The organism is Nocardia sp. CA-107356, from assembly GCF_050946365.1.
Lineage (GTDB): Bacteria > Actinomycetota > Actinomycetes > Mycobacteriales > Mycobacteriaceae > Nocardia.
Map to the genome: position 1 here is coordinate 4,810,333 of NZ_CP191992.1, position 19,671 is coordinate 4,830,003.

18 protein-coding genes and 1 pseudogene are annotated in these 19,671 nt (G+C 64.5%); 12 read left to right on the plus strand and 7 right to left on the minus strand.

Annotated features, from left to right (window positions below; all coding sequences use genetic code 11):
* The first annotated feature begins 14 nt into the window (after positions 1-14).
* A complete protein-coding gene (locus ACQP1G_RS21695) occupies positions 15-401 on the plus strand; it encodes a cupin domain-containing protein (RefSeq protein WP_433207287.1) in 387 nt (128 codons plus the stop codon).
* Between the two features lie 69 nt (positions 402-470).
* Here ACQP1G_RS21695 and ACQP1G_RS21700 read toward each other — a convergent pair whose 3' ends face one another.
* From ACQP1G_RS21700 to ACQP1G_RS21720, 5 genes are all read right to left on the minus strand, one after another.
* Entirely contained in the window at positions 471-1,931 is a 1,461-nt protein-coding gene (locus ACQP1G_RS21700) for an amidase (protein ID WP_433207290.1), read from the minus strand.
* A 94-nt stretch (positions 1,932-2,025) separates the two neighbouring features.
* On the minus strand, positions 2,026-2,964 hold the full coding sequence (locus ACQP1G_RS21705; RefSeq protein ID WP_433207293.1) for an SDR family NAD(P)-dependent oxidoreductase: 939 nt from the start codon (positions 2,962-2,964) through the stop codon (positions 2,026-2,028).
* Between the two features lie 41 nt (positions 2,965-3,005).
* A complete protein-coding gene (locus ACQP1G_RS21710) occupies positions 3,006-4,247 on the minus strand; it encodes a cytochrome P450 (RefSeq protein ID WP_433207296.1) in 1,242 nt (413 codons plus the stop codon).
* A 236-nt stretch (positions 4,248-4,483) separates the two neighbouring features.
* Positions 4,484-5,683, minus strand: a complete 1,200-nt coding sequence (locus tag ACQP1G_RS21715) for an acyl-CoA dehydrogenase family protein (protein ID WP_433207299.1) — start codon at positions 5,681-5,683, stop codon at positions 4,484-4,486.
* Between the two features lie 39 nt (positions 5,684-5,722).
* Positions 5,723-6,757 carry a phosphotransferase family protein gene (locus tag ACQP1G_RS21720; RefSeq protein WP_433207302.1) on the minus strand — a complete coding sequence of 345 codons (1,035 nt, stop codon included), beginning with the start codon at positions 6,755-6,757 and terminating at the stop codon, positions 5,723-5,725.
* Positions 6,758-7,060: 303 nt separating this feature from the next.
* Here ACQP1G_RS21720 and ACQP1G_RS21725 point away from each other — a divergent pair, with 303 nt between their 5' ends.
* The 8 genes and pseudogenes from ACQP1G_RS21725 to ACQP1G_RS21760 all read left to right on the plus strand — a co-directional run bounded on the left by ACQP1G_RS21725 (position 7,061) and on the right by ACQP1G_RS21760 (position 12,545).
* A complete protein-coding gene (locus tag ACQP1G_RS21725; protein WP_433207305.1) occupies positions 7,061-8,407 on the plus strand; it encodes a flavin monoamine oxidase family protein in 1,347 nt (448 codons plus the stop codon).
* A 59-nt stretch (positions 8,408-8,466) separates the two neighbouring features.
* Positions 8,467-9,885: an FAD-binding oxidoreductase gene (locus ACQP1G_RS21730; RefSeq protein WP_433208709.1), complete on the plus strand. Its 1,419-nt coding sequence runs from the start codon at positions 8,467-8,469 to the stop codon at positions 9,883-9,885.
* On the plus strand, positions 9,882-10,406 hold the full coding sequence (locus ACQP1G_RS21735) for a flavin reductase family protein (RefSeq protein WP_433207307.1): 525 nt from the start codon (positions 9,882-9,884) through the stop codon (positions 10,404-10,406). The genes ACQP1G_RS21730 and ACQP1G_RS21735 overlap by 4 nt, the downstream gene beginning before the upstream one ends.
* A 63-nt stretch (positions 10,407-10,469) precedes the next feature.
* Positions 10,470-10,787, plus strand: coding sequence for a DMT family transporter (locus ACQP1G_RS21740; protein WP_433207310.1), 318 nt, complete (start codon positions 10,470-10,472; stop codon positions 10,785-10,787).
* 214 nt (positions 10,788-11,001) lie between these two features.
* Positions 11,002-11,251, plus strand: a pseudogene (locus ACQP1G_RS21745) (hypothetical protein); the annotation flags it as partial.
* A gap of 263 nt (positions 11,252-11,514) precedes the next feature.
* Positions 11,515-11,847: a hypothetical protein gene (locus tag ACQP1G_RS21750; RefSeq protein ID WP_433207313.1), complete on the plus strand. Its 333-nt coding sequence runs from the start codon at positions 11,515-11,517 to the stop codon at positions 11,845-11,847.
* Positions 11,837-12,208, plus strand: coding sequence for a hypothetical protein (locus ACQP1G_RS21755; RefSeq protein ID WP_433207316.1), 372 nt, complete (start codon positions 11,837-11,839; stop codon positions 12,206-12,208). The genes ACQP1G_RS21750 and ACQP1G_RS21755 overlap by 11 nt, the downstream gene beginning before the upstream one ends.
* A 22-nt stretch (positions 12,209-12,230) precedes the next feature.
* Positions 12,231-12,545: a hypothetical protein gene (locus ACQP1G_RS21760; protein ID WP_433207319.1), complete on the plus strand. Its 315-nt coding sequence runs from the start codon at positions 12,231-12,233 to the stop codon at positions 12,543-12,545.
* A 117-nt stretch (positions 12,546-12,662) separates the two neighbouring features.
* On the opposite strand, the gene ACQP1G_RS21765 is transcribed toward ACQP1G_RS21760, so the two are convergent.
* A complete protein-coding gene (locus ACQP1G_RS21765) occupies positions 12,663-13,253 on the minus strand; it encodes a hypothetical protein (RefSeq protein WP_433207322.1) in 591 nt (196 codons plus the stop codon).
* 373 nt (positions 13,254-13,626) lie between these two features.
* Between ACQP1G_RS21765 and ACQP1G_RS21770 the strand changes: the two genes are divergently transcribed.
* From ACQP1G_RS21770 to ACQP1G_RS21780, 3 genes are all read left to right on the plus strand, one after another.
* Entirely contained in the window at positions 13,627-14,709 is a 1,083-nt protein-coding gene (locus tag ACQP1G_RS21770) for an LLM class flavin-dependent oxidoreductase (protein ID WP_433207325.1), read from the plus strand.
* Between the two features lie 20 nt (positions 14,710-14,729).
* Positions 14,730-16,055, plus strand: a complete 1,326-nt coding sequence (locus ACQP1G_RS21775; RefSeq protein ID WP_433207328.1) for a flavin monoamine oxidase family protein — start codon at positions 14,730-14,732, stop codon at positions 16,053-16,055.
* 165 nt (positions 16,056-16,220) lie between these two features.
* On the plus strand, positions 16,221-16,829 hold the full coding sequence (locus ACQP1G_RS21780; protein ID WP_433207331.1) for a TetR/AcrR family transcriptional regulator: 609 nt from the start codon (positions 16,221-16,223) through the stop codon (positions 16,827-16,829).
* 1,064 nt (positions 16,830-17,893) lie between these two features.
* Here the strand turns inward: ACQP1G_RS21780 and ACQP1G_RS21785 are convergent.
* Positions 17,894-19,384 (minus strand): APC family permease, encoded by a 1,491-nt coding sequence (locus tag ACQP1G_RS21785; protein ID WP_433207334.1) that lies wholly within the window; start codon positions 19,382-19,384, stop codon positions 17,894-17,896.
* Positions 19,385-19,671 lie beyond the last annotated feature (287 nt).

Here is a 19,671-nt window from a genome sequence, read left to right on the forward strand (position 1 = left end):
CCAAGAGATGAGAGATGAGAGCACAGCAGATCGTCCATATCGCAACGACCGCAAGCGATTTCCGCCGAGTCGACGAACGGGTCGAATTCGCCCAGGGGCGTGACAAGAACGGCATCTTTCCACTGGCCTCGATGGCTGCCGGCTTTGTTCGCGGTGATGCGGGCTATCACGGTGCCGTGGACAACGGTAATGACGAGGTCCTCTACGTTATCGACGGGCGGCTGGATTTCTGCGCCGGTGGCCACACCACGACCGTCGAGTCCGGTGGGTTCGTGTACATACCGAGTGGCCTGAGCTTCGAGTTCACCTTCGGAGTCCCGTCGGTGGCGTTCTGGGTCGGCAGCTCGAGCGCCGACATCGAGCAGGCGATGCGGGAAATGTTCGGCGCCGAATCCGGTTAGCCGGAGCACTGGAAACGAGGCCGCCCGGGGCCCGGCTGAACAGCCGAAACCCTGGGCGGCCGAGTGCTTTCAGGCCCACAGTGCAGTGTCTGTCCCACCGGAAGCGCGCAGCTCTGGTCGGCGCGACGACCAGGGAATAGCCTCCTCGATAACGCGCGCGGTATGGAACAGGAGGTCCTCGCGACCACACCGGGCAACGAGCAGCAGGCCGACGGGCAGCCCACCTGCTGTCGGTGGGCAGGGAATGGTGACGGCCGGATTGTCGCCCATATTCCAGGCTGCGGCGAACGGCATGTACGTCGTCCAGTCGGGTTCGACCCGGCGCCCGCCGATCGCTGCGGGTGGCTGCCCGATCGGAAATGCCGTCGTCGCGGTCGCGGGCATCGCGAGGACGTCGTAGTCGAGAAAGAAGTCATCGATGGTTCGCCGGAGCTGGGTGAGGCGATTCAACGCGGTGACGACTTCCACGGCCTGGACATCCCGTCCCGGGAGCAGATCGGCCAGCGCCTCGGGATGGAAGAGTTCCGGCGAGTTCTGAGCGGCCTCGCCGAGCTCGAGCCAGGCATCCGCGAGAAACAGCGGACCGTACGTCGGCCAGGGACTCGGAATGGCGGGATGGGCATTGTCCACGCACCAACCCGATTCCGCGAGCACCCGGATGGTTCGCTCACAGGAGGACACGACGTCGCCGTCGACGGCGAATTGACCCAGATCCGGCGTCCACGCCACTCGTGGCGGCCGGTTGTTGCCGGCCTCGGTCCACGTGGGCATCGGCCGGCGCAGCGAGATCGGGTCGCGTCGATCCGGACCACTCATGACCGCCAGCGCGAGCTCGGCGTCGGCGACTGTTCGGGTGATCGGACCCACTGCCACGAACAAGCGTGACGAGGGTGGGGTCGGCCACATCGGCACGCGGCCGGTGGTCGGTTTGAAGCCGACGACGCCGCACACACTGGACGGCGCGATGATCGAACCGACGCCGTCGGTGCCTATCGCGATCGGTCCCAGCCCAGTCGCTACCGCTGCCGCCGCGCCGCCGCTGGATCCTTCGGTGGTACGTGCCAGGTCCCACGGGTTGCGGCAGTCCGGACCGAGCAGATTCCTTGTCTCGCCGAGCATTCCGAATTCGGGGGTATTGGTCTTGCCGATGAGAATTGCGCCCGCCAGGCGCAGCCGCACCACCGCGAGGGCATCGGCGTAGGGCACGTTGGTCTCGTGCAGGCGGGAACCGTAGGTGGTGCGGACGCCCGCGGTTTCGACCAGGTCCTTTACCGAGAACGGCACGCCGTGGAGTGGACCGAGCCAGCCGTCTCCGGACATGACCTCCTGCTCGGCGAAGTGCGCTGCCTGCAGCGCCTGGTCGGCGCATACGGTGAGGTATGCGTTCAGCTGCCCGTTGAGGGCCTCGACGCGATGCAAGGCGTGTTCGACGAGTTCGACCGGCGAGACCTCGCGTCGGCGGACGAGCAGAGCGAGTTCGCTTGCCGGCAAATAGTCGAGGTCGTCCGGCGGGAGTGGGTTATTCGTCATCTGGGACTGCTTTCGGATACGTGACGTCGACAGGCACACCACAGGCCCGGCACCCCTGATCGATTCGATGAGGTGCCGGGCCCGGGCAAAGTCGTCAGTTGTGGGTCGATGTCGCCGCGACGGCGGGTGCTCCGGCGGAGGTCAGCCACTCGGGGATCCGGGCGATGAGCTCCTCGGTGGTCCAGGTGCCCGTGCTCGGCGCGATGAAGCTCAGATCCGAAGTGGTTGTGCAGAGCCCGATGTCGGGGCCGTCCATGACGAACGAGCGTCCGGTGATCGGGCGGCCCTCGTCGGTGCACAGGTAGACACCGATCGGCGGAACGGTTTCCGGTTCGGCCGCGGCCGCTTCGCTGTCGGCCTGGAAGTGCTCCTTGGCGTCGGCATAGAAGCTCTCCTTGTCGTCGAGACCGTCGAAGAACGCCTCGGCCATCCGGGTCGAGGTGGTGCCCGGGAAAACCGAATTCACGTTGATACCGAACTGGCTCAGTTCGTGCGCCGCGTAGAGGGTGACGACGAGGATGGCGGCCTTGGCCGCACGGTAGGAGCCGAGCTTGGGGTAGTAGAAGCCCTGCGCGAGGTCGCCGGTCGTGATGATCGTGCCGCCGCCGTTCTCCCGCATCAGCGGCGCGGCGTGGCGAACGCAGTTGAAGGTGCCGTCGGCGTGGACGGCCATGACGTCCTGCCAGTCACCGCGACTGGACTCGTGCAGTGCCGCCATCCGAATGTTGCCGGCATTCGCGACGAGGATGTCGAGTCGCCCGAACGCCGATACTGCGGTCTGCATGATCATTTCGGCGCTGTCGAAATCGGCGACGCTGTGAGTGTCGGCGACGGCCTGCCCACCGCCCGCGACGATTTCACGGGCGACCGCGGCGGCGGAGGACTCCTCCCTGCCGGAGCCGTCGACGGCCGCGCCGAGATCGTTGACCACGATCTTGGCGCCCTCGGCGGCCAGCGCGTGGGCATACGCGCGCCCGATTCCGCGCCCGGCGCCGGTGACGACCGCGACCTTGCCGTCCAGTCTCTTACTCATGTATCGATCCTTCGTTCAGATGTTTGCTCGATGGGGTGCGCTCATGCCCGCGTCGTCGGAAGTTGCAGCCGCAGTTGGTCGATCGTGTCGATCCGGATGTCGGGGCGCCAGGTCATTTCCTGGTCCGGGCTGAGTGCGAGGTCGGGGAAGAGTTCCAGCAGGACCTCCAGCGTGATCCGCATTTCGATGCGGGCCAGCGGTGCGCCGATGCAGAAGTGCTTGCCCTTGCCGAAGGCCAGATGCGCACCCTGGCGGGTGATATCCAGCCTGTCGGGGTCCTGGTAGACGTCCGGGTCGTGGTCGGCTGATGCGAGGATCAGCGAGACCAGCGCGCCGGCTGGGATATCGACCCCGCCGACCGTAACGTCGCGCTTGGCGAGCCGGAAGATTCGTTTGACCAGCGTCCGCTGACGCAGTGTCTCCTCGACGGCGGACGGCACCAGCGCCGGATCCCGCACCAGCAGTTCCCACTGATCACGGTGGGTCAGAAGGGCCCGGACGCCCTGGGCCATCATCTGCGCCGAGGTCTCGAATCCGGCGACGAGGATGTCGTAGAGGCCGACGATTATGCGTTTGGTCGCCTCGGGCGACTGATCGCCGCGCATCCGCTGGATCATCACCGACGCGTAGTCGTCGCGCGGATGGGTGCGCCGCTCGGCGATGAGTTCGCCGAAGTACTCGTAGAGCTCCGCGATATCGGTCGCCGCGGCCAGATACTGCTCGTCGCTGATCGGGGCGAAGCTGCAGATCCGGAACTCCGACTCGACGGCGCGCATCATCAGGCCGGACTTTTCTTCCGGCACACCGGTAATGTTCGCGATCGCGCCCAGAGACAGCGGAATGGCGTAGTCGTTGACGAATTCGATGCTGCCCTGCTCGGCCAGCGGCTGCAGCAGGCGAATCGCACGATCACGCAGAAATGTTTCGCGCGCGGCGAGACTGCGCGGCGTAAACGGTGCCTGTACCAGCGCCCGCATCGGCCGGTGCTCAGGATCGTCGAGCATGAGTACCGATTCCGACCACGGATAGCCGGCCATCCGTTCCTGCAATTGCGCGGGCAGGGGGTAGCTTTCGAGCGCACCCTGCGCCGAGAAGTTCTGGTCGTCGCGCAGAATGTCGAGCACATCGGCCTGGCGGGTGACCTCCCAGATGTTGTAGGACTCCAGGTAGTACACCGGATGCTCGCGGCGCGCGATCGCCAGACTCGGATAGGGATCGCGGAGCTCATCCGGGTGGATGGGATTGTATTCGGCGAAATGCGGGCAAGCGTTGATGCCTGTCATTCCCGGAGAATCCGGCATGGTTTGTATTTCCTCTCGAAGCGCGGTGCGAATTGTCGGTGCTATTGTCCGGCGCGGGAACGATAAGCATCGATATCGGCCGAATGGTTCGACTCGGCGACCGAGGTGGCCTGGTTTCTCGGCATCGGTTTCGTCCTTATATGCTCGTAGCCGGGTTCCGAGAGCGTCAAGCATCGCGGGTGCACTACTAGCCTTTCGGGTCAGAGTCCGAGACCGCGTTAGTATGGCCGTTTCCGCCGGATTTCCTGCCGGGCAATGGTGCGCCGATGTACCGCGTCGGGCCCGTCGACGATGCGCAGGGTCCGGGCTGAGGCATAGAAGTACGCGAGCGGGAAATCGTCGCTGACGCCAGCGGCGCCGAAGATTTCGATCGCCCGGTCGATGACTTTGGTCGCTACGTCCGGGGCCGCGATCTTGATCGCGGCGATTTCGGTGGTCGCTTTCTGAGCGCCGTAGGTGTCGATGAGCCAGGCGGTGTGCAGGACGAGTAGCCGAGCCTGGTCGATCTCGACGCGGGACCGGGCGATGAGGTCACGGACCACGCCCTGATCCAGGAGCAGGCTCCCGAAGGCGGTGCGGGAACCCGCGCGTTCGACCATCAACGCAAGTGCTCGCTCGGCCATGCCGATGGCTCGCATCGCGTGATGGACCCGTCCGGGTCCCAGGCGGGCTTGGGCGATGGCGAAGCCCTCGCCCTCACCGGCGAGGATGTTGGCTGCGGGGACGCGCGCGTTGTCGAAGACGATCTCGGAATGTCCTTGCCGGTCCCAGTATCCGAAGATCGGCAGGCGCCGGACGATGCGCACTCCGGGGGTGTCGTGGGGGACCAGGATCATCGACTGCTGCCGGTGGCGTGGTGCGGTGGGGTCGGTCTTGCCCATGACGATGAAGATCTCGCATGCCGTGTCGGCGACGCCGGTGATCCACCATTTGCGTCCGTTGATGATGTAGTCGTCGCCGTCGCGAGTGATCGAGGTGGAGATGTTGGTGGCGTCGGAGCTGGCGACGTCGGGTTCGGTCATCGCGAAGGCGGATCGGATTGTGCCGTCCAGCAAGGGATTGAGCCATCGCGTGCGTTGATCTTCGGTGCCGAACATGTGCAGGATCTCCATGTTCCCGCTGTCGGGTGCCGCGCAGTTCATTGCCCGGGGGGCCAGTACCGGCGACCAGCCCGAGATTTCGGCGAGAGGGGCGTATTCGATTGTCGACAGGCCGGAGACGCTGGGCAGGAACAGGTTCCAGAGACCTTGTCGGCGTGCTTCGTCGGTCAGGGCGGTCAGCAGTTTCGCTTCTGTGGGGTCAGTGGACTCGCCGTGGTTGTGTCCGAGTGCCGATTCGGCCGGAAAGACGTGGTCGCGCATGAATTCCCACAGGCAGGCGGAGAGTTCTGTGGTGCGGGGAGAGTGGCTGAAGTCCATCGAATGCTCCTGGGCTGAGCGGTTGCTCGGGGTGTGTGGTCATCGCGTCGGATGCAGAGCGGCCAGGCCGGATTCCGCAACTCGGGCGACGTCCTCGTCGAGGTCGCCGAACTGCTGGCCGCCCATCGCTCCCGCGGCCGACCTGGCGGCAATGCCCTGCAGGATGACCGCGAATTTGAATCTCGCGAACGCCTCGTAGAAGGGGAAGTCCGTCAGGTCGAATCCGGTGCGGGCGGCATACCGCTCCAGCAGGTGCGTCCGCGACGGAAATCCGTACTGTGAGGTGACGGCCGGGACCAACGGCACCGGCGGATCGCCGGGCTCGGTCCAGTAGAACGAGAGCAAGCCCAGGTCGGTCAGGGGATCGCCGAGCGTGGACATCTCCCAGTCGAGAACAGCGGCGACCCGGCCCGGGTCGGTGACGTCCATCATGCAGTTGTCGAGCCGGAAGTCGCCGTGTACCAGGGCGGCCGGGGCGCCGACGGGGATCGTCGTCGTGAGCCTGCGAGCGAGCTCGTCCAGCGCCGGCACTTCCCGTGCCCGGCTGGCTGCCGATTGCGCCTGCCACCGGTGGAGCTGGCGGGTCAGGAAACCGTCGGGCCGGCCGAAATCGGACAGACCGACGGCGCCGGGGTCGACGCGGTGCAGCTGTGCGAGCGTGTCGACGAGCGCATTGGTCAGGCGCACCCGATCGGCAGCGGTGTCGGCGTAGCCCCCGGGGACCGTCTCGCGGATGATGTGGCCGTCGACCTTGCTCATGACATAGAACGGCACCCCGATCAGGTCGGGGGATTCAACGGCGAGCACCACTCTGGCAACAGGCACTTCGGACTCTGCCAGCGCTTGCTGCACCCGCGTCTCACGTCGCATGTCATGGGCGCTGGGCAACAATTCTCCCTGCGGAGGCCGCCGCAGGACGAGTTCACCTGCGGCGCTGCGCAGTACGAAGGTGAGGTTGGATTTACCGCCCGAGATCAGTGCGGCATCGAATGTCTGCCATCGGTGGTCATCGGTGGCATCCACCAGTGCGGGTCCGAGCCGTTGCGGACACAGCAGCATATCGATGTCGGTCATTTATGGCAGCCTCGCGGTTCGGGGATAGTGGCAGCTGGCACGGTCGCAAGGTCATTCGCGCGCTGTCAACGAAGAGAGGGTCGATTCTCGCCCATTGGGTCAGTGCGCAATATCGTCGCCGGCTCATGCCTAGCCCGATGGGCTAGCGCAGTGCCATATTGCTTGACCGCTCTCGAATGGTGAGAGCAATGTCATATCGACGCGCGGCGTCCCACTCTTTCGTGGTCACCCCGATGGGCCGCGGTATCAGCCCGGTCGACAATCCGTCCGGCGATTCGCATTCCGGAACAGAAGCGAGAAATAATGCTTTCCAAGAATGAGCAGCATGAGGACACCTACGACTGCGACGTGGTGGTGATCGGTGCCGGCTTCGCTGGCGCAACGGTCGCACGAGAATGCGCGACGCGAGGTCTGCGGACCATCGTGCTCGAAGCGACGGATCGCATCGGCGGCCGGACGCACACCACGACGATGTCCAATGGGCAGCAGTTGGACGTCGGCGGAACCTACATTTATTGGGGTCAACCGCACACCTGGTCGGAGCTGACCCGTTACGGGCTTACCGACGACGTAGTCGATGCAGTCACCGTGTACCACGACTGGGTATTGGCGCCTACCGATGCCGGGTCGGAATGGGCCACCGCGGAAGAGCATGCCGTCCGTGAGAAAGATCTGGTGGAGCGGTTCTTCGAACTCGCCACGACGGTCTTTCCCCGCCCGTACAGCCCGATGTACAACGCCGAAGCGGTCAAGGAATTGGACCACCTGACGGTCCGTGACCGGCTCGATGAACTCGACCTCGGGCCCGGAGACGATGCGCATCTGGTAGCGCTGCTGTCAACGCTGTCGAGCGAGGTGCCCGAGCAGAGCAGTTACCTCGCCCTGCTGCGGTGGTTCGCCGCGTGCGGCAACAACTACGAGACGCTGTTCAACGGGCTGATGGGCTCCAAGCTGAAGCATGGAACAGTCGGTCTGCTCAGCGCCATTCTGGCCGACGGTGACGCGGAAGTGCGTCTGTCCACGCCGGTGCGCGGTGTCGTCTCCAATGAGAATGGCGTCGAGGTGACCCTCGCCAGCGGTGAGGTGGTAACCGGCGCGGTGGCGGTCGTGGCTACGCCGAGCGGCGTGTGGCCGCACCTGGAATTCTCACCGCCACTGGCCGCCGAGCGTCTGGCCACGGCGAAGGCGGGTTTGCAGAATTCCTGGGGCAAAAAGGCCGCTGCTGTCATCAAGGGCGAGCCGCGACGGGTGTTCATTCAGCCTCGTCTCGGCGAGCCCATCGCCATTCTGTGGACGACCGAGCAGCGTTCCGAGGACGAGCAGCTGATCACGTTCATGTGCAGTCCCGCACTGTCTGACTCCGACGATGAGAAGGTCGCCGCGGCACTGCGTGAGCTGCTGCCGGGAATCGAGGTTGCCGAGGTCCACACCGACAGTTGGTCCTCCGATGACGAGTATGTGCGCGGTGGCTGGCCCATGCTCGCCCCCGGTGTGCTCTCTCGCTACCTGCCGCACGAGAAGTGCGCCGAGCCCGAGGGCCGGGTCGTCTTCGCGACGGCCGACATCTCCACTCTCTGGAGTTCGTTTATCGACGGCGCGATCGAATCCGGTCTGACCGCTGCCCGCAAGGTTCAGAGCATCCTTCGATAGTTCCTACCGCGGACGAATCCCGGCTGATACGGCCGATCGCAAGAAAGAGAAAGTCCTTGATGATACCGACCACCGGCCAGGACCTGCAGCTTCGAGGTGAGGTCCGGGTCGCCGGAGACCTCGGCTTCGACGAAGCGGCCGCGATCTGGGATGGCCGCCACGGCTGCCGGCCGGCGCTCATCGCGCGTTGCCTCGGTGCGGCCGACGTACGAAAAGCGCTGCGCTACGCGCGCCGGCACGGTCTCGAGGTCTCGATCCGCTGCGGCGGCCACAACCCCAACGACTATGCGATCAACGACGGCGGCATGGTCTTGGACCTGCGCGGGATGAACAGCGTCCACATCGATCCGGTGGCGCGTCGCGCGCGAGTCGGCGGCGGGGCCTTGGCCGGAGACGTGGTACGCGAGGCCGCGGAGTTCGGGCTGGTTCCGGTGACGGGGATTCTGCCCGCGATCGGTTTCTGCGGACTCGCGCTCAATGGCGGCGAGGGTTTCTTCACCTACCGGTACGGGATGGTCTGTGACAACATCACCGCCGCGACCCTCGTGACGGCCGACGGTGAGCTGGTCCGCTGTTCGGAAAGTGAACGCCCGCAACTACTCTGGGGATTGCGTGGCGCCGGCTCCAACTTCGGCGTCGTCACCGAGATCGAGATCGCGCTGCACGATCTGCCCGAGAGCGTGCTCGCCGGGATGATCACCTGGATGCCGCCCCGAGAGCGGCTCGCGGACTTCCTGACGACGTTACTGACCGCACTGCAAGCAACTTCGGACTATATGTACCCGGTAATGATCATCGGCCGCGACGAGTGCGGCGCGGTCTCGGTCTCAGCGGTGCTGTGCCATGTGGGGGCCGTCGAGGACGCCGACCGGGAGATCGGCTCGATCCGTGCGCTGGCACCCGCCGTCGACGACTCGATCGCTCGCGACGGGTATCCCGAAGCGGTCCGCGCGCTGCATGAGCGCATCGACGAGCTGGCCGGGTTCGAGGACGGATTGTGCCGGCGCTGGACCGATTACGAGCTGGCCTGTTCGCCTCGACAGTTCGGTGAGGTCGTTGCTGCGAATGCGGACAAGCTGCTCACCGAAGCCGAGTGCCACGCCACGGTCTCGATCATCGTCGAGGGCAAACCGATCGACAACGCGCTGGGTACGCCGGCCAAACACCGCCACGGGCCGGGCGTCATGATCGAGGCCGGCTGGCGGGGGATCGGGCAGACGGCGCGATTCGACGCGCTCATCGACGGCCTCAACGCGACGCTGCTAGCCGACGGGGTCATTTCGCCCGCGTCCGGAAACATCCACAGCATTTCCGACGTCGCCCCGGACATTGTCGTGGAGAACTACGGACCGGATGTCTATCGGAAGCTCGCCGAACTCAAATCCGTATACGACCCGGAGAACATCTTCCATCTGAATTACAACATCGTGCCGACAGCGACGATGGGAAAACACCGATTGAACGAGGATCACACATGAGTACGTCTTCGCCGGAAACGGCAGTCGCTCCGGGCATTACTCCTCCGCAGGTAATGCGTGAGGTATTGGGCCATTTCCCCTCGGGCATCGTGGTGATCACCGCGGACGGACCCGAAGGGCCTGCGGGTTTCACTTGCCAGTCGTTCGCGTCGCTGTCGCTGGACCCGCCGCTGATCACCTTTTCACCGGCCCGGAGCTCGACCACCTGGCCGCGCATTCGTGAGATCGGCGCCTTCTGCATCAACGTGCTCGCCGAAGACCACGAGCACCACAGCGCCCGATTCGCCCGCTCCGGAACGGACAAGTTCGCCGGTGTGGATTGGACCCCTACCCCCTCCGGTGCGCCGCTGCTGCCCGGTGTCAGTGCCTGGATCGACTGCGAGCTGTGGAAGGAATACGACGGCGGCGATCATACGATCGTGGTCGGCCGAGTCCGCCACCTCGCAGCCCATCCGGCACGCCTGCCACTGCTGTTCTACCGCGGCGGCTACGCGGTCACAGCTCCGGCGGATCGCGCTTAGCGGGTGGAGGCGGCCTGATGTGCGCCGGATTGATCGACCCACGCGAACTTCGAAGGAGGCTCGATGGTCTGGATACTGCTCGCCGCCGCGATTCTGTGCGAGGTGACCGCAACCCTGTCCTTGCGGCTGGTGGACGGGTTCACCAGGGTGGGTCCCACTCTCGTGGTAGTGGCGGGCTACGTTGCCTCCTTCTACTTGCTCGCCCAGGTGATCCGGCACGGTTTACCGCTCGCGGTCGTATACACCATCTGGGCTGGGGTGGGGGTCTTGGTGATCGCCTTGTTCAGCGCCGCATTCCTGGGCGAAGGGCTGACCCGGCTACAGATTGCCGGAGCAGCGCTGGTGCTGATCGGGGCGGCGATTGTCAAACTCGCCACATGAGTACCCGACTGTTCGCAGATCCTGGTGCCGCACGCCGGGACAGCGATATCGTGCAGATCCGAAAGACCCTGGTAGACCGTGACAGAGCCCGAGCCGTTCGAAACGCAGCGAGACCTGGCGGCCCCGTCCCTGGCGGCTGAGCTGGAGTCGGCTGGCTTCGAGGATGTCGAGGAAATCGGGCGCGGCGGTTTCGGGATCGTGTATCGATGCCGACACCGGTCATGCGGCATTCGAGCGGCGCAAGGGGGAGCAGGTGGTGGCGCAGTTCGTCCGGATCACCGCCCAGCCGGTCCCGGATCTGCGCGAGACGGGTGTTCCAGACGATGTGTGCGCGGTGATCGAACGCGCGATGGCGGCTCATCCGCAAGACCGCCAGCCCTCCGCCGAGATACTCGGCGAGGAGCTCCGTGATATCCAGCACCGCAACGGATTTCGCGTCGACGAGATGGCATTGCTGATCGAGCCCGGTGAGTTCGGCCCGGGCTCCCGGCCGTCGCCGCGCCCCGTCACCGAAGGGATGCACCCGGAGCTGCCGAGCCGCAACATACCGCTCGAGCTGACCGGTTTCATCGGTCGCGACCGGGAAGTCGCTTACGCGAAACACCTGCTGTCGGTCGCCCGGCTGGTCACCTTCACCGGTATCGGGGGAGTGGGGAAGACCCGGTTGGCCCTACGTGTCGCCACTGCGGCCGAGCGGGACTCAACAGACGGGGTGTGATTCATCGAATTGGGCGAGCTGGTCGACGAGGCACTGTTGGCCGGTGTCGTTGTCACCGCGCTGGGGTTGCGCAGATCTGTGCGGACACCCGAGGACACGCTGCTGGACTTCCTGGGGCAGCGCACCGGGCTGCTGGTTCTCGACAATTGCGAGCAGATCATCGATTCCGCGGCGAAGTTGTGCGAGACCCTGTTGAAAGGTTGTGCGCGGCTACAGATCCTGGTGACGAGCAGGGAGCCACTGGGTATCGGAGGCGAAGTCGTGCTGCGGGTCGACCCGCTCAGCCTTCCCGAAGCCGGCCGCGAGCCGTCGCTACAGGATTTTGGCCGACATGCAGGGTGATCTCGAGGCCGGCGAGATACTGGTGCGAGAAGGCCACGCGCTGGCCGCGGCGTTGGCGGACTCGACTGTCGATGTCGTAGTGGCTTATGCCGACGCCTTTTTCGCCTACTGCAGCGGGCAGATCTCGCGCGCCGCCGCCCTGCTGGAGGACTCCGTCGTGGAATTTCATCGACAGGACAGACTCGCGTTGGAGGTCGAAGCACTCACGATGCTGGGGCTGTGCCACGCGATGCTCGAATCCGCCGAGCGGGCGGGCGAGTACTACCGCCGGGTCCTGGGGATCACCGAGTCGCGGGGCGAGTCGGTGAGCCGGTCCTACGCGCTGTGGGCATTGGGTGTGCTCAAATGGCAAAGCGGGTGAATCCGACAGCGCCACCGAACTTTTGGATGAAGCGCTGATTCGGCTGGCCCGGCTGGTCGACGATCCGGTCGGTACGGCGATATGCCTCGAGGCGCTGGCCTGGATCGCGTGCGACAACTCCGATCCGGAGCGGGCGGCGGTGCTGATGGGTGCCGCCGGGGCGCTGGCAACCGCCGCGAGCAGTTGGCCGATCTCGCTGCCGAACCTACTCGCGAGCCACGACGAATGTGTTCGACATGCCGGAACAGCGCTCGGCAGCGCGGGATTCGCGGCCGCGAGCTTGGGTGGAGAGCAGATGTCGAGTGCCGCTGCCGTCGCCTACGCACTCGGCGAGTGACTGTCGCGGATCGTGCGATGGGCATGGCAGCGCGGCCCGGCTCCCAGATCGGGAGCCGGGCCGCGGGCGGCCGAAGCGGAGTCGGGGAACTCAGCGCCCGGTCGCTGCTGGGCGACGTCAGATATCGCCCTGATCGTGCAGCGAGTTGTACATCTGGACCCCGCTCGCGATGCCGACGGGAATGCCGAGGATCGCCGCACCGGCGACGCTGCCGAGCGCGATACCCACACTCGCACCGACCACACATCCGAAGGCCGCGGCAGGCAGGGCGATCGGGCCGGTGGGAAGGGCGACGAACCCTCCGGTCAGCGCGCCTGCGACGCAGCCGACACCCGCGCCGACGACTCCGCCTGCCAGTGTTCCCACACCGGTCGCCAGGCCGAATTGCGTCGCCACAACGCCCAGGGCGCCGTTGAAATCGGCTGTGGCGTCGACATTGTGCAGGGGCGGGGTGTCCGCGACGTCGGTTACGACCGGTGCCGGCACGGTGTCGGCCGCTGCGGCGTTCTGCAGGGCGAATGATCCGATGGCGGTGTCCACCGCCGCCGAATGATCCGCCGCATTACCGGTATAGCGCACACCCGGCAACACCTCGGTGGTCATCGTCGAGTCGGCGGCCGCCGGATCCGCGGCGGCCGTGCCCGCCGCGAGACACATTGCTGCGATGGCGAACGTCGACGTGGCCGCCGTTCGAGTGAATTTGTTCATCGATTTCCATCTTTCGTTCCTCGCCGGAAGAAATGGAGCCGGCGACGATTTTTGATATTCGGACCGGAAATTGTGCGCCGCGTGTGATCGGAATCACTCCGAAGATGCTGCTGCTCGATGCCGGGCACCGTCAAGGGAAAGAACCGGGGACTAGCCCGATGGGCTAGTCCCCGAATGCTGTGGCCGTGAAATTCGCCGACCGGCTGGGATTGTGCTCCGCCGATCCCGATGCCTACCCCAATAGGGTGAATCCGGACTGTGATTCCTTGACTGCCCTCTGCGGGCTGCAGACGATGAGCATGTTGCAAAAATCCGACCAGTCCACGCAGAGGGAATACGTCTCTCTGCCGGGTCCACTCCGAGAGGTTTTCTCATGCACGTTGGTCTCGGCCTTTCCTTCCAAAGCTACGAGGACGCCCTCACCGACAAACAGGTCTGGGCCAACGCTGTGCGTAGCTCCGAATTGGCCGCCGAACTGGGTTTCGACGGTGTCTGGGCCACCGAGCACCACTTCACCAGCTACGACATCACGCCCGACCCGCTGCAGTTTCTGACCTTTGTGGCGGCGCTCGACTCCGATATCCAGCTCGGCACGGCGGCAGTGATCCTGCCGTGGCATGATCCGGCGCGGGTCGCCGAGCAGATCAGCGTCCTGGATATGCTCAGCGGTGGCCGCCTGATCCTCGGCATCGGACGTGGTCTAGGGAAGACCGAATTCGACGGTTTGCGCATCCCGATGGACGAGTCCCGGGAGCGTTTCCTCGAGTCGGCCGAAATTGTTCTCGCCGCGCTGGACACCGGAGTACTGGCATACAACGGCAAACACTTCCAGCAGCCGGAACGGAATCTTCGTCCGGCGCCGACCGCGCCGTTCCGCGACCGCACATTCGCCGCAGCTATGTCGCCGGATTCGTTCGAGATCATCGCCAAGCTCGGCGTCGGGGTTCTGCTCATCGCCTTCAAATCGTGGGATGACGTGGCGGCGGACGTGGCGCGGTACCGGGCAGCATTCGAAGATGCACACGGCAGGTCGGCACCGGCGCCGCTGACCAACGTTCTGGTCTTCTGCGACGAAGATTCGGACCGGGCACGTGAGGTCGCCCATCGCTACATGGGCAACTATTACCACAGCGTGATCGGGCACTATGGGCTCAACAAGTCGCAGACCTTCGCGAAGGTGAAGGGCTACGAGCATTACGACACCTCTGCCGACACCAGCGCAGAGGACGACGCCACCGCTGTGCAGGAATTCATCGACACCTGTGTCTGGGGCAACCCGGCAGAATGCCGCGACCAGCTCGAATCCATCCAGCAGAAGACCGGATGCGGACACCTCGTGTTGACCTTCGCCTCCGGCGGTGTTCCGATGGCCGATGTCGAGAGCAGCATGCGGATCTTCGCCCGGGATGTGCTGCCCGGTCTGAAGAAGCTCGACGTCGATTCCGCGGTCCGCTGATCGCGTTACGGAGGCCGAAGATGGTCGAGTCTGATTGGGACGTCATTGTCGTCGGGGCCGGGTACGCGGGTGTCACGGCCGCCCGGAATCTGTCGCGCGAGGGTCATCGCGTCCTGCTTCTGGAGGGGCGAAATCGAGTGGGCGGCAAGGTGTTCACCGATACCTTCGGCGACACCGGCGTGACGGTGGACATGGGCGGAGCCTGGAGCCCGCCCGGATGCCCGTTCATGGAACGGGAGATGGACCACTACGGGGTGGAATGGTCGCATTCGCGGGACGCACAGAGCTTCGCGTACCTATTCGGCGGTCATCGAATCACCCATCCCGTTCCCCTCCTGCCGGAGGAAATTCTCGGATCCGAACAGGCCGCATTCCAGCTGCTGCAGATGGTCCATCGCATCGATCCGGCCCTGCCCCTCGAGGAACAGCACCTGGACGATCTGGATATCAGCTGGCGAGAAATGTTGGACCGACTCGATCCGCCGCCCGGCTTCCGTGATCTGCTGGAATCCTGGCCCACCACCGAGGGCGGCCGTCCTTCCGACGAGTTCAGCGCGTTGATGTTCCTGTGGTGGACCGCCAATCGCGGCAAGAGCCTTGCCGGTTGGTTCACCCTCGAGCTTCGGCGCCCGACCCGATCGATGGAACTGCTCGAGGCGATTCTCGCCGACAGCGCGGCCGAAGTCCGGTGCAACGCCCTTGTCACGAAGGTCGAGCAGGAGGGCGACTGCGTGACCGTCACTGTCGCTGACGGCGATATCGTACGGGCCCGCGGCGCTGTCCTTGCCATTCCCGTGAACTGCTGGGACTCGATCGAGTTTTCGCCGGAGTTGAGCTCCCCCAAACGGGAGGGTGCAGCGCTGCGACCTGGCTGTACGGCCCGAAAGGGGTGGGCCCTGGTCAAGGACGCGCCACCGGCGTTCAGCGGTCTTGCCAGCGTCGAATCGGGTGGTGGTGTCACCACGGTCATCTCGGAATACGACCTGGGCGACGCGCAGCTGATGAGCTATTTCACGCCACTGGGACACCGCCCCGACAATCCCCGTGAGGTGGAGTTCGACATCCACGATCGTGTCCAGGTGCAGAAGGCGCTCGATCTGTTCATGCCGGGGTGCACGGTCGTCGAGGTAGGGGGACACGACTGGGCTCGCGACTCGCTCGCCGGTGGCACCTGGGCTGCGTATCCGGTCGGAATGTTGCCCTTCCTGTCCGGTATGCGGGCGCCGGAAGGCCGAATCGCCTTCGCAAGCGCTGACATCGCCCCCGGTCTGGTCGGCTGGATCGACGGCGCGATCCAGAGCGGAGACCTCGCCGCGTCTCAACTGTCCGGGATCCTGGGGCGTTGACCCTGTGCGGGTGTGTCGGTCGGTGCCTCGAGGGCGTCGGCCGACACACCCGTGTGCAGATGGACCGCTCGCTCGGGCGACTACCCACGTTATGGTCGAGGTAGACAGTCAGCCTGCATCGTCTTGTCGCACTTCTCGACTCATATGACTTACGAATGATTGGTAATGGCCCAGCACAGTAACCGAACCGCTCTCGTCGAGGCCGCTATCCGCTGCCTGCAGACGATGCCGCCGGAGACCATCACCGCCCGCGTGCTCTCCACGGAAGCCGGTGCCAACCTGGCGTCGATCGGGTATCACTTCGGTTCCAAGGACGGTCTGCTGGCCGAGGCGATGGACGTGGCATTTCAACGCTGGCAGGACGAAGTCGTCTCAAACATCGTGGGCCTGCCGGCCCGGGACTTCGGTGACCGGCTCGAGCAGGCGATCGACGTCGTGCTCGCCGGCATGAGCCGATACGCCGGGCTGACGGGAGCATTCTTCATCGCCGTGGCACGGGCCCCGCACGATGAGCGTGTACGCCAGCCGCTCGCTGAGTCCTACGCCAAGTTGCGCCCGGCAATGGCAGCGGCTTTCAGCCTGGGAGACGACCGGGCTGCAGATGATGCGGCCGGGATTATCATGGCGATTTTCGACGGTCTCCTAGTCCAGGCTGTACTGGACCCCGGCCAGATCCTCGATCCGCAGCGAGTCGCTGCCGCACAAAGGCGGCTGTTCCGCTCGTTCCGGGAGGCCGACACGACTGTCGGCAGTCAGCAAGTGGACGCAGTCTGACCAGCGCGGTTCCGTCCGGTCGCTAGCGTTGCCCGAGCGTGAACTCCTCCCGGACGTCGTCGCGGCCACTCTAGTCTCGGCTGGCTTACGCCCGCCGAGTTCGAGAGGGCGAACCGCACCTACAATCAGTTTCCTGGGTCCCGGCGCGCTATAAAGCCGAATCCCTCGTAACCGCCATCATGCAGAACGAGCGGTGGCACGTCTGGCCGACCGGCGAGTAGACCCAACATGACGAAACCGGTCGGTTTACCAACGGCGACCAGCATCTCCGCACCTGCGGAGTCGTGGATCGCGGTGCATCGCCGATATCCCGCAACGTGCGCAACGCATGTCGTGGAGAGAACGCAAGCGTGACCGCCCACACCGATGCATTGCTGAGTCCCGACCGGCCCTGGCCGAGGCCGTCGACGACAATCGATGAGCCTTCGCCACCACCGATGTCCCGGTCCGGCGATCGTCGTGTCGGACGACTACCCAACCTCGTTACCGCTCTCGACAGATTCCGCCACAGGCCTGCTCGCTGGAACGCTACGCCGAGCGCACCGGGCTCGACTTTTCCGCAGTCCCCATCGATAAGCGGTCGCCCGAGTTCGCCGTCATGATCCAAGGAGTTGCCGCACGCTCGGCCGCCGGGGCGCGGCCAGTCCATCAGCAACGTCGATGGCCGACGTCGTTCGGTCGCCCGCGCTCGGCGGGCTTTTCGATCGGCGTGATCATGTCGTTCTCGACGTAGCTTTTGTCGCCCATTCCGGTTGCTCGGATCCATCGTCAGCAGCACGCCGGGCTGTTTGGAGCAGTGACTATCGTGTCGCCTGTCGTCGATCGGATCCGCGATCCACCCGAGCCGCCCGTCGAGGTCGCAGACCAACCTGAACGTTCAGGCGGGCAGTCCTGTGGTTCTTCAACGACGGCACTGTGAACTTCGCAAATGCAACGAATCGTCGTCTGTGTGAACACACCGAGCTGCTCCAATACTTGCGATACCTGACCTCGGTGAATATGCGACTTTCGAGCCTGGTGTTGCTCGACGCCGTCACACCGAGCAACACCAGCCAGCTGATCTTCTACAGAGCCTCTTGACGCCCGATCCGGCGATAAACGTCGGGCTTGCGGTTGCGCAGGTACAAGGCATACGCGGCGCCCCCGAAGAAGACGACGAGCAGCGCGATCGGAATTAGGTAGTTGAGTCTCGAACTCTGACCGGCGATGGCCGCGGGGTTGAGCAGGGCCACCACCAGCATCGCGCCCAGTGCGACGATGGAGATACCCGACAGGATCCAGTTCCATAACGTCGCTGCTTGTCGGTTGCGCAGGAAGTATACGAACACAGTTATGGCGACCAGGAAATAGCTGGCAAGGATGGCCAGGGCAATCGTGAACGTGGACCAGGTGAACAATTTGACCTCGTCGTAATGAACTGCAACGACGACGACTGTGAGGCCGGAATTGATGAGCCCCAACGTCACGGCGGCTCGGTGCGGTGAATGCCGGGTATCGTGGGCTGCGCCGAGGGCGGACGCAAGAACGCGGTCTTTACCCATCGAATACAGGTATCGGCAGACGGAGTTATTGACCGACAACTGCGAGGCGAACAAACTGGTGATCAAAAGAACGCTCACGAGGGTCATCATGTTGTTACCCAAATAACTGTTCACGGCGGTAGCGAACATGCCCGTGGGATCCGTTTGTGCTTGCGGAATAACTTCGTCCACGCCGAATGCGGTGATCAGGCACCAAGCCGAGTAGGCAAATATCACGGAAGTCAACACGACGGCGATGTAGGTACTGCGCCGGACGGTCTTTACTGGGTCCTTGACTTCCTCGCGGAACAATGTCGTTACTTCGAATCCGGTGAACAGTAGGATGGCGAACAATGCCGCCATAGGCACAGAACCGGAGGTCATCGCGTGCATGGTGAACGGTTCGAGCGGGCGACCGCTCGGTCCGCCGCGAAACGTGATCACAAGATCTATGATCAGGACAATCGCGACTTCCAGCGTCAGCAATACTGTCATGACGCGAACAGACCCGTCGAGGCCGCGATAGGTCAACGCCGAGACAATGAGGATGAACGCCAACGTGTACACCCACCAGGGAATGTGCGGACCATGGAGGGAAGTCTGCACGGTGCCGCTGGCGATAATTCCGCCGAACGTGTAGTACCCCACGGTTCCGGCGGTGTATCCAATCGTGATCAGCGTGCCCATACCCAGGCCTGCTATCCGCCCCAGTCCCGCCGAGACGTACGCGTAGAAGCCACCCGGGTTCGGGACGACTTGGGCCATCTTGACATATCCGACCGAAAAGATCAGCAGCAAAACGCCCATCGCCGCGATAGCTACTGGTGCCCCGAGGCCGTTTCCGTTGCTGATGACGAAGGCGAGATAGCCGGCAACGCCCGCCAACGGTGACGCGAGTGCCATCACTGAGAACACGAGTCCGGGGACGCCGAGGCGTCCGCGCAGACCTGGCGATGCCCCAGCGGAAACAACCGGGTTTACCGCTGCGTCAAATTGATCGCTCGCTTCGCCTGGCGAAACTGGTGATGTGGTCACGTGATTACTTCCTTATCTGGCTTGGCGACGCATACGGAGCGCCCCCGATTGGATTTTGGGCCTCCGCCAGGGGGTGGTCGCGATGACGAAGACTCTCTTCTGCATGGATCTCGTCCCAGCAAACTTTTGAGCGAACTGGGGTGGCCGCGGCATCTATAGCTCTAGCCGATTTGAAAGAAATCTGATTTCGGTTCGATATAGACGGCTAATCCCTGCTTGCCATCACACCGACTCCCTTGGAGTTGTTCAGCGGGATTCCGCTGCAACCGCGGTGTGCCCAGCACAAG

What these genes read in the sequence shown, in the direction of transcription:
- ACQP1G_RS21700 (WP_433207290.1), bottom strand. Translation starts at nt 1,931, where the DNA reads ATGACGAATAACCCACTCCCGCCGGACGACCTCGACTATTTGCCGGCA.
- ACQP1G_RS21775 (WP_433207328.1), top strand. Translation starts at nt 14,730, where the DNA reads ATGGTCGAGTCTGATTGGGACGTCATTGTCGTCGGGGCCGGGTACGCG.
- ACQP1G_RS21735 (WP_433207307.1), top strand. Translation starts at nt 9,882, where the DNA reads ATGAGTACGTCTTCGCCGGAAACGGCAGTCGCTCCGGGCATTACTCCT.
- ACQP1G_RS21720 (WP_433207302.1), bottom strand. Translation starts at nt 6,757, where the DNA reads ATGACCGACATCGATATGCTGCTGTGTCCGCAACGGCTCGGACCCGCA.
- ACQP1G_RS21710 (WP_433207296.1), bottom strand. Translation starts at nt 4,247, where the DNA reads ATGACAGGCATCAACGCTTGCCCGCATTTCGCCGAATACAATCCCATC.
- ACQP1G_RS21715 (WP_433207299.1), bottom strand. Translation starts at nt 5,683, where the DNA reads ATGGACTTCAGCCACTCTCCCCGCACCACAGAACTCTCCGCCTGCCTG.
- ACQP1G_RS21780 (WP_433207331.1), top strand. Translation starts at nt 16,221, where the DNA reads ATGGCCCAGCACAGTAACCGAACCGCTCTCGTCGAGGCCGCTATCCGC.
- ACQP1G_RS21770 (WP_433207325.1), top strand. Translation starts at nt 13,627, where the DNA reads ATGCACGTTGGTCTCGGCCTTTCCTTCCAAAGCTACGAGGACGCCCTC.
- ACQP1G_RS21755 (WP_433207316.1), top strand. Translation starts at nt 11,837, where the DNA reads ATGCAGGGTGATCTCGAGGCCGGCGAGATACTGGTGCGAGAAGGCCAC.
- ACQP1G_RS21695 (WP_433207287.1), top strand. Translation starts at nt 15, where the DNA reads ATGAGAGCACAGCAGATCGTCCATATCGCAACGACCGCAAGCGATTTC.
- ACQP1G_RS21740 (WP_433207310.1), top strand. Translation starts at nt 10,470, where the DNA reads ATGGTCTGGATACTGCTCGCCGCCGCGATTCTGTGCGAGGTGACCGCA.
- ACQP1G_RS21705 (WP_433207293.1), bottom strand. Translation starts at nt 2,964, where the DNA reads ATGAGTAAGAGACTGGACGGCAAGGTCGCGGTCGTCACCGGCGCCGGG.
- ACQP1G_RS21725 (WP_433207305.1), top strand. Translation starts at nt 7,061, where the DNA reads ATGCTTTCCAAGAATGAGCAGCATGAGGACACCTACGACTGCGACGTG.
- ACQP1G_RS21765 (WP_433207322.1), bottom strand. Translation starts at nt 13,253, where the DNA reads ATGAACAAATTCACTCGAACGGCGGCCACGTCGACGTTCGCCATCGCA.
- ACQP1G_RS21730 (WP_433208709.1), top strand. Translation starts at nt 8,467, where the DNA reads ATGATACCGACCACCGGCCAGGACCTGCAGCTTCGAGGTGAGGTCCGG.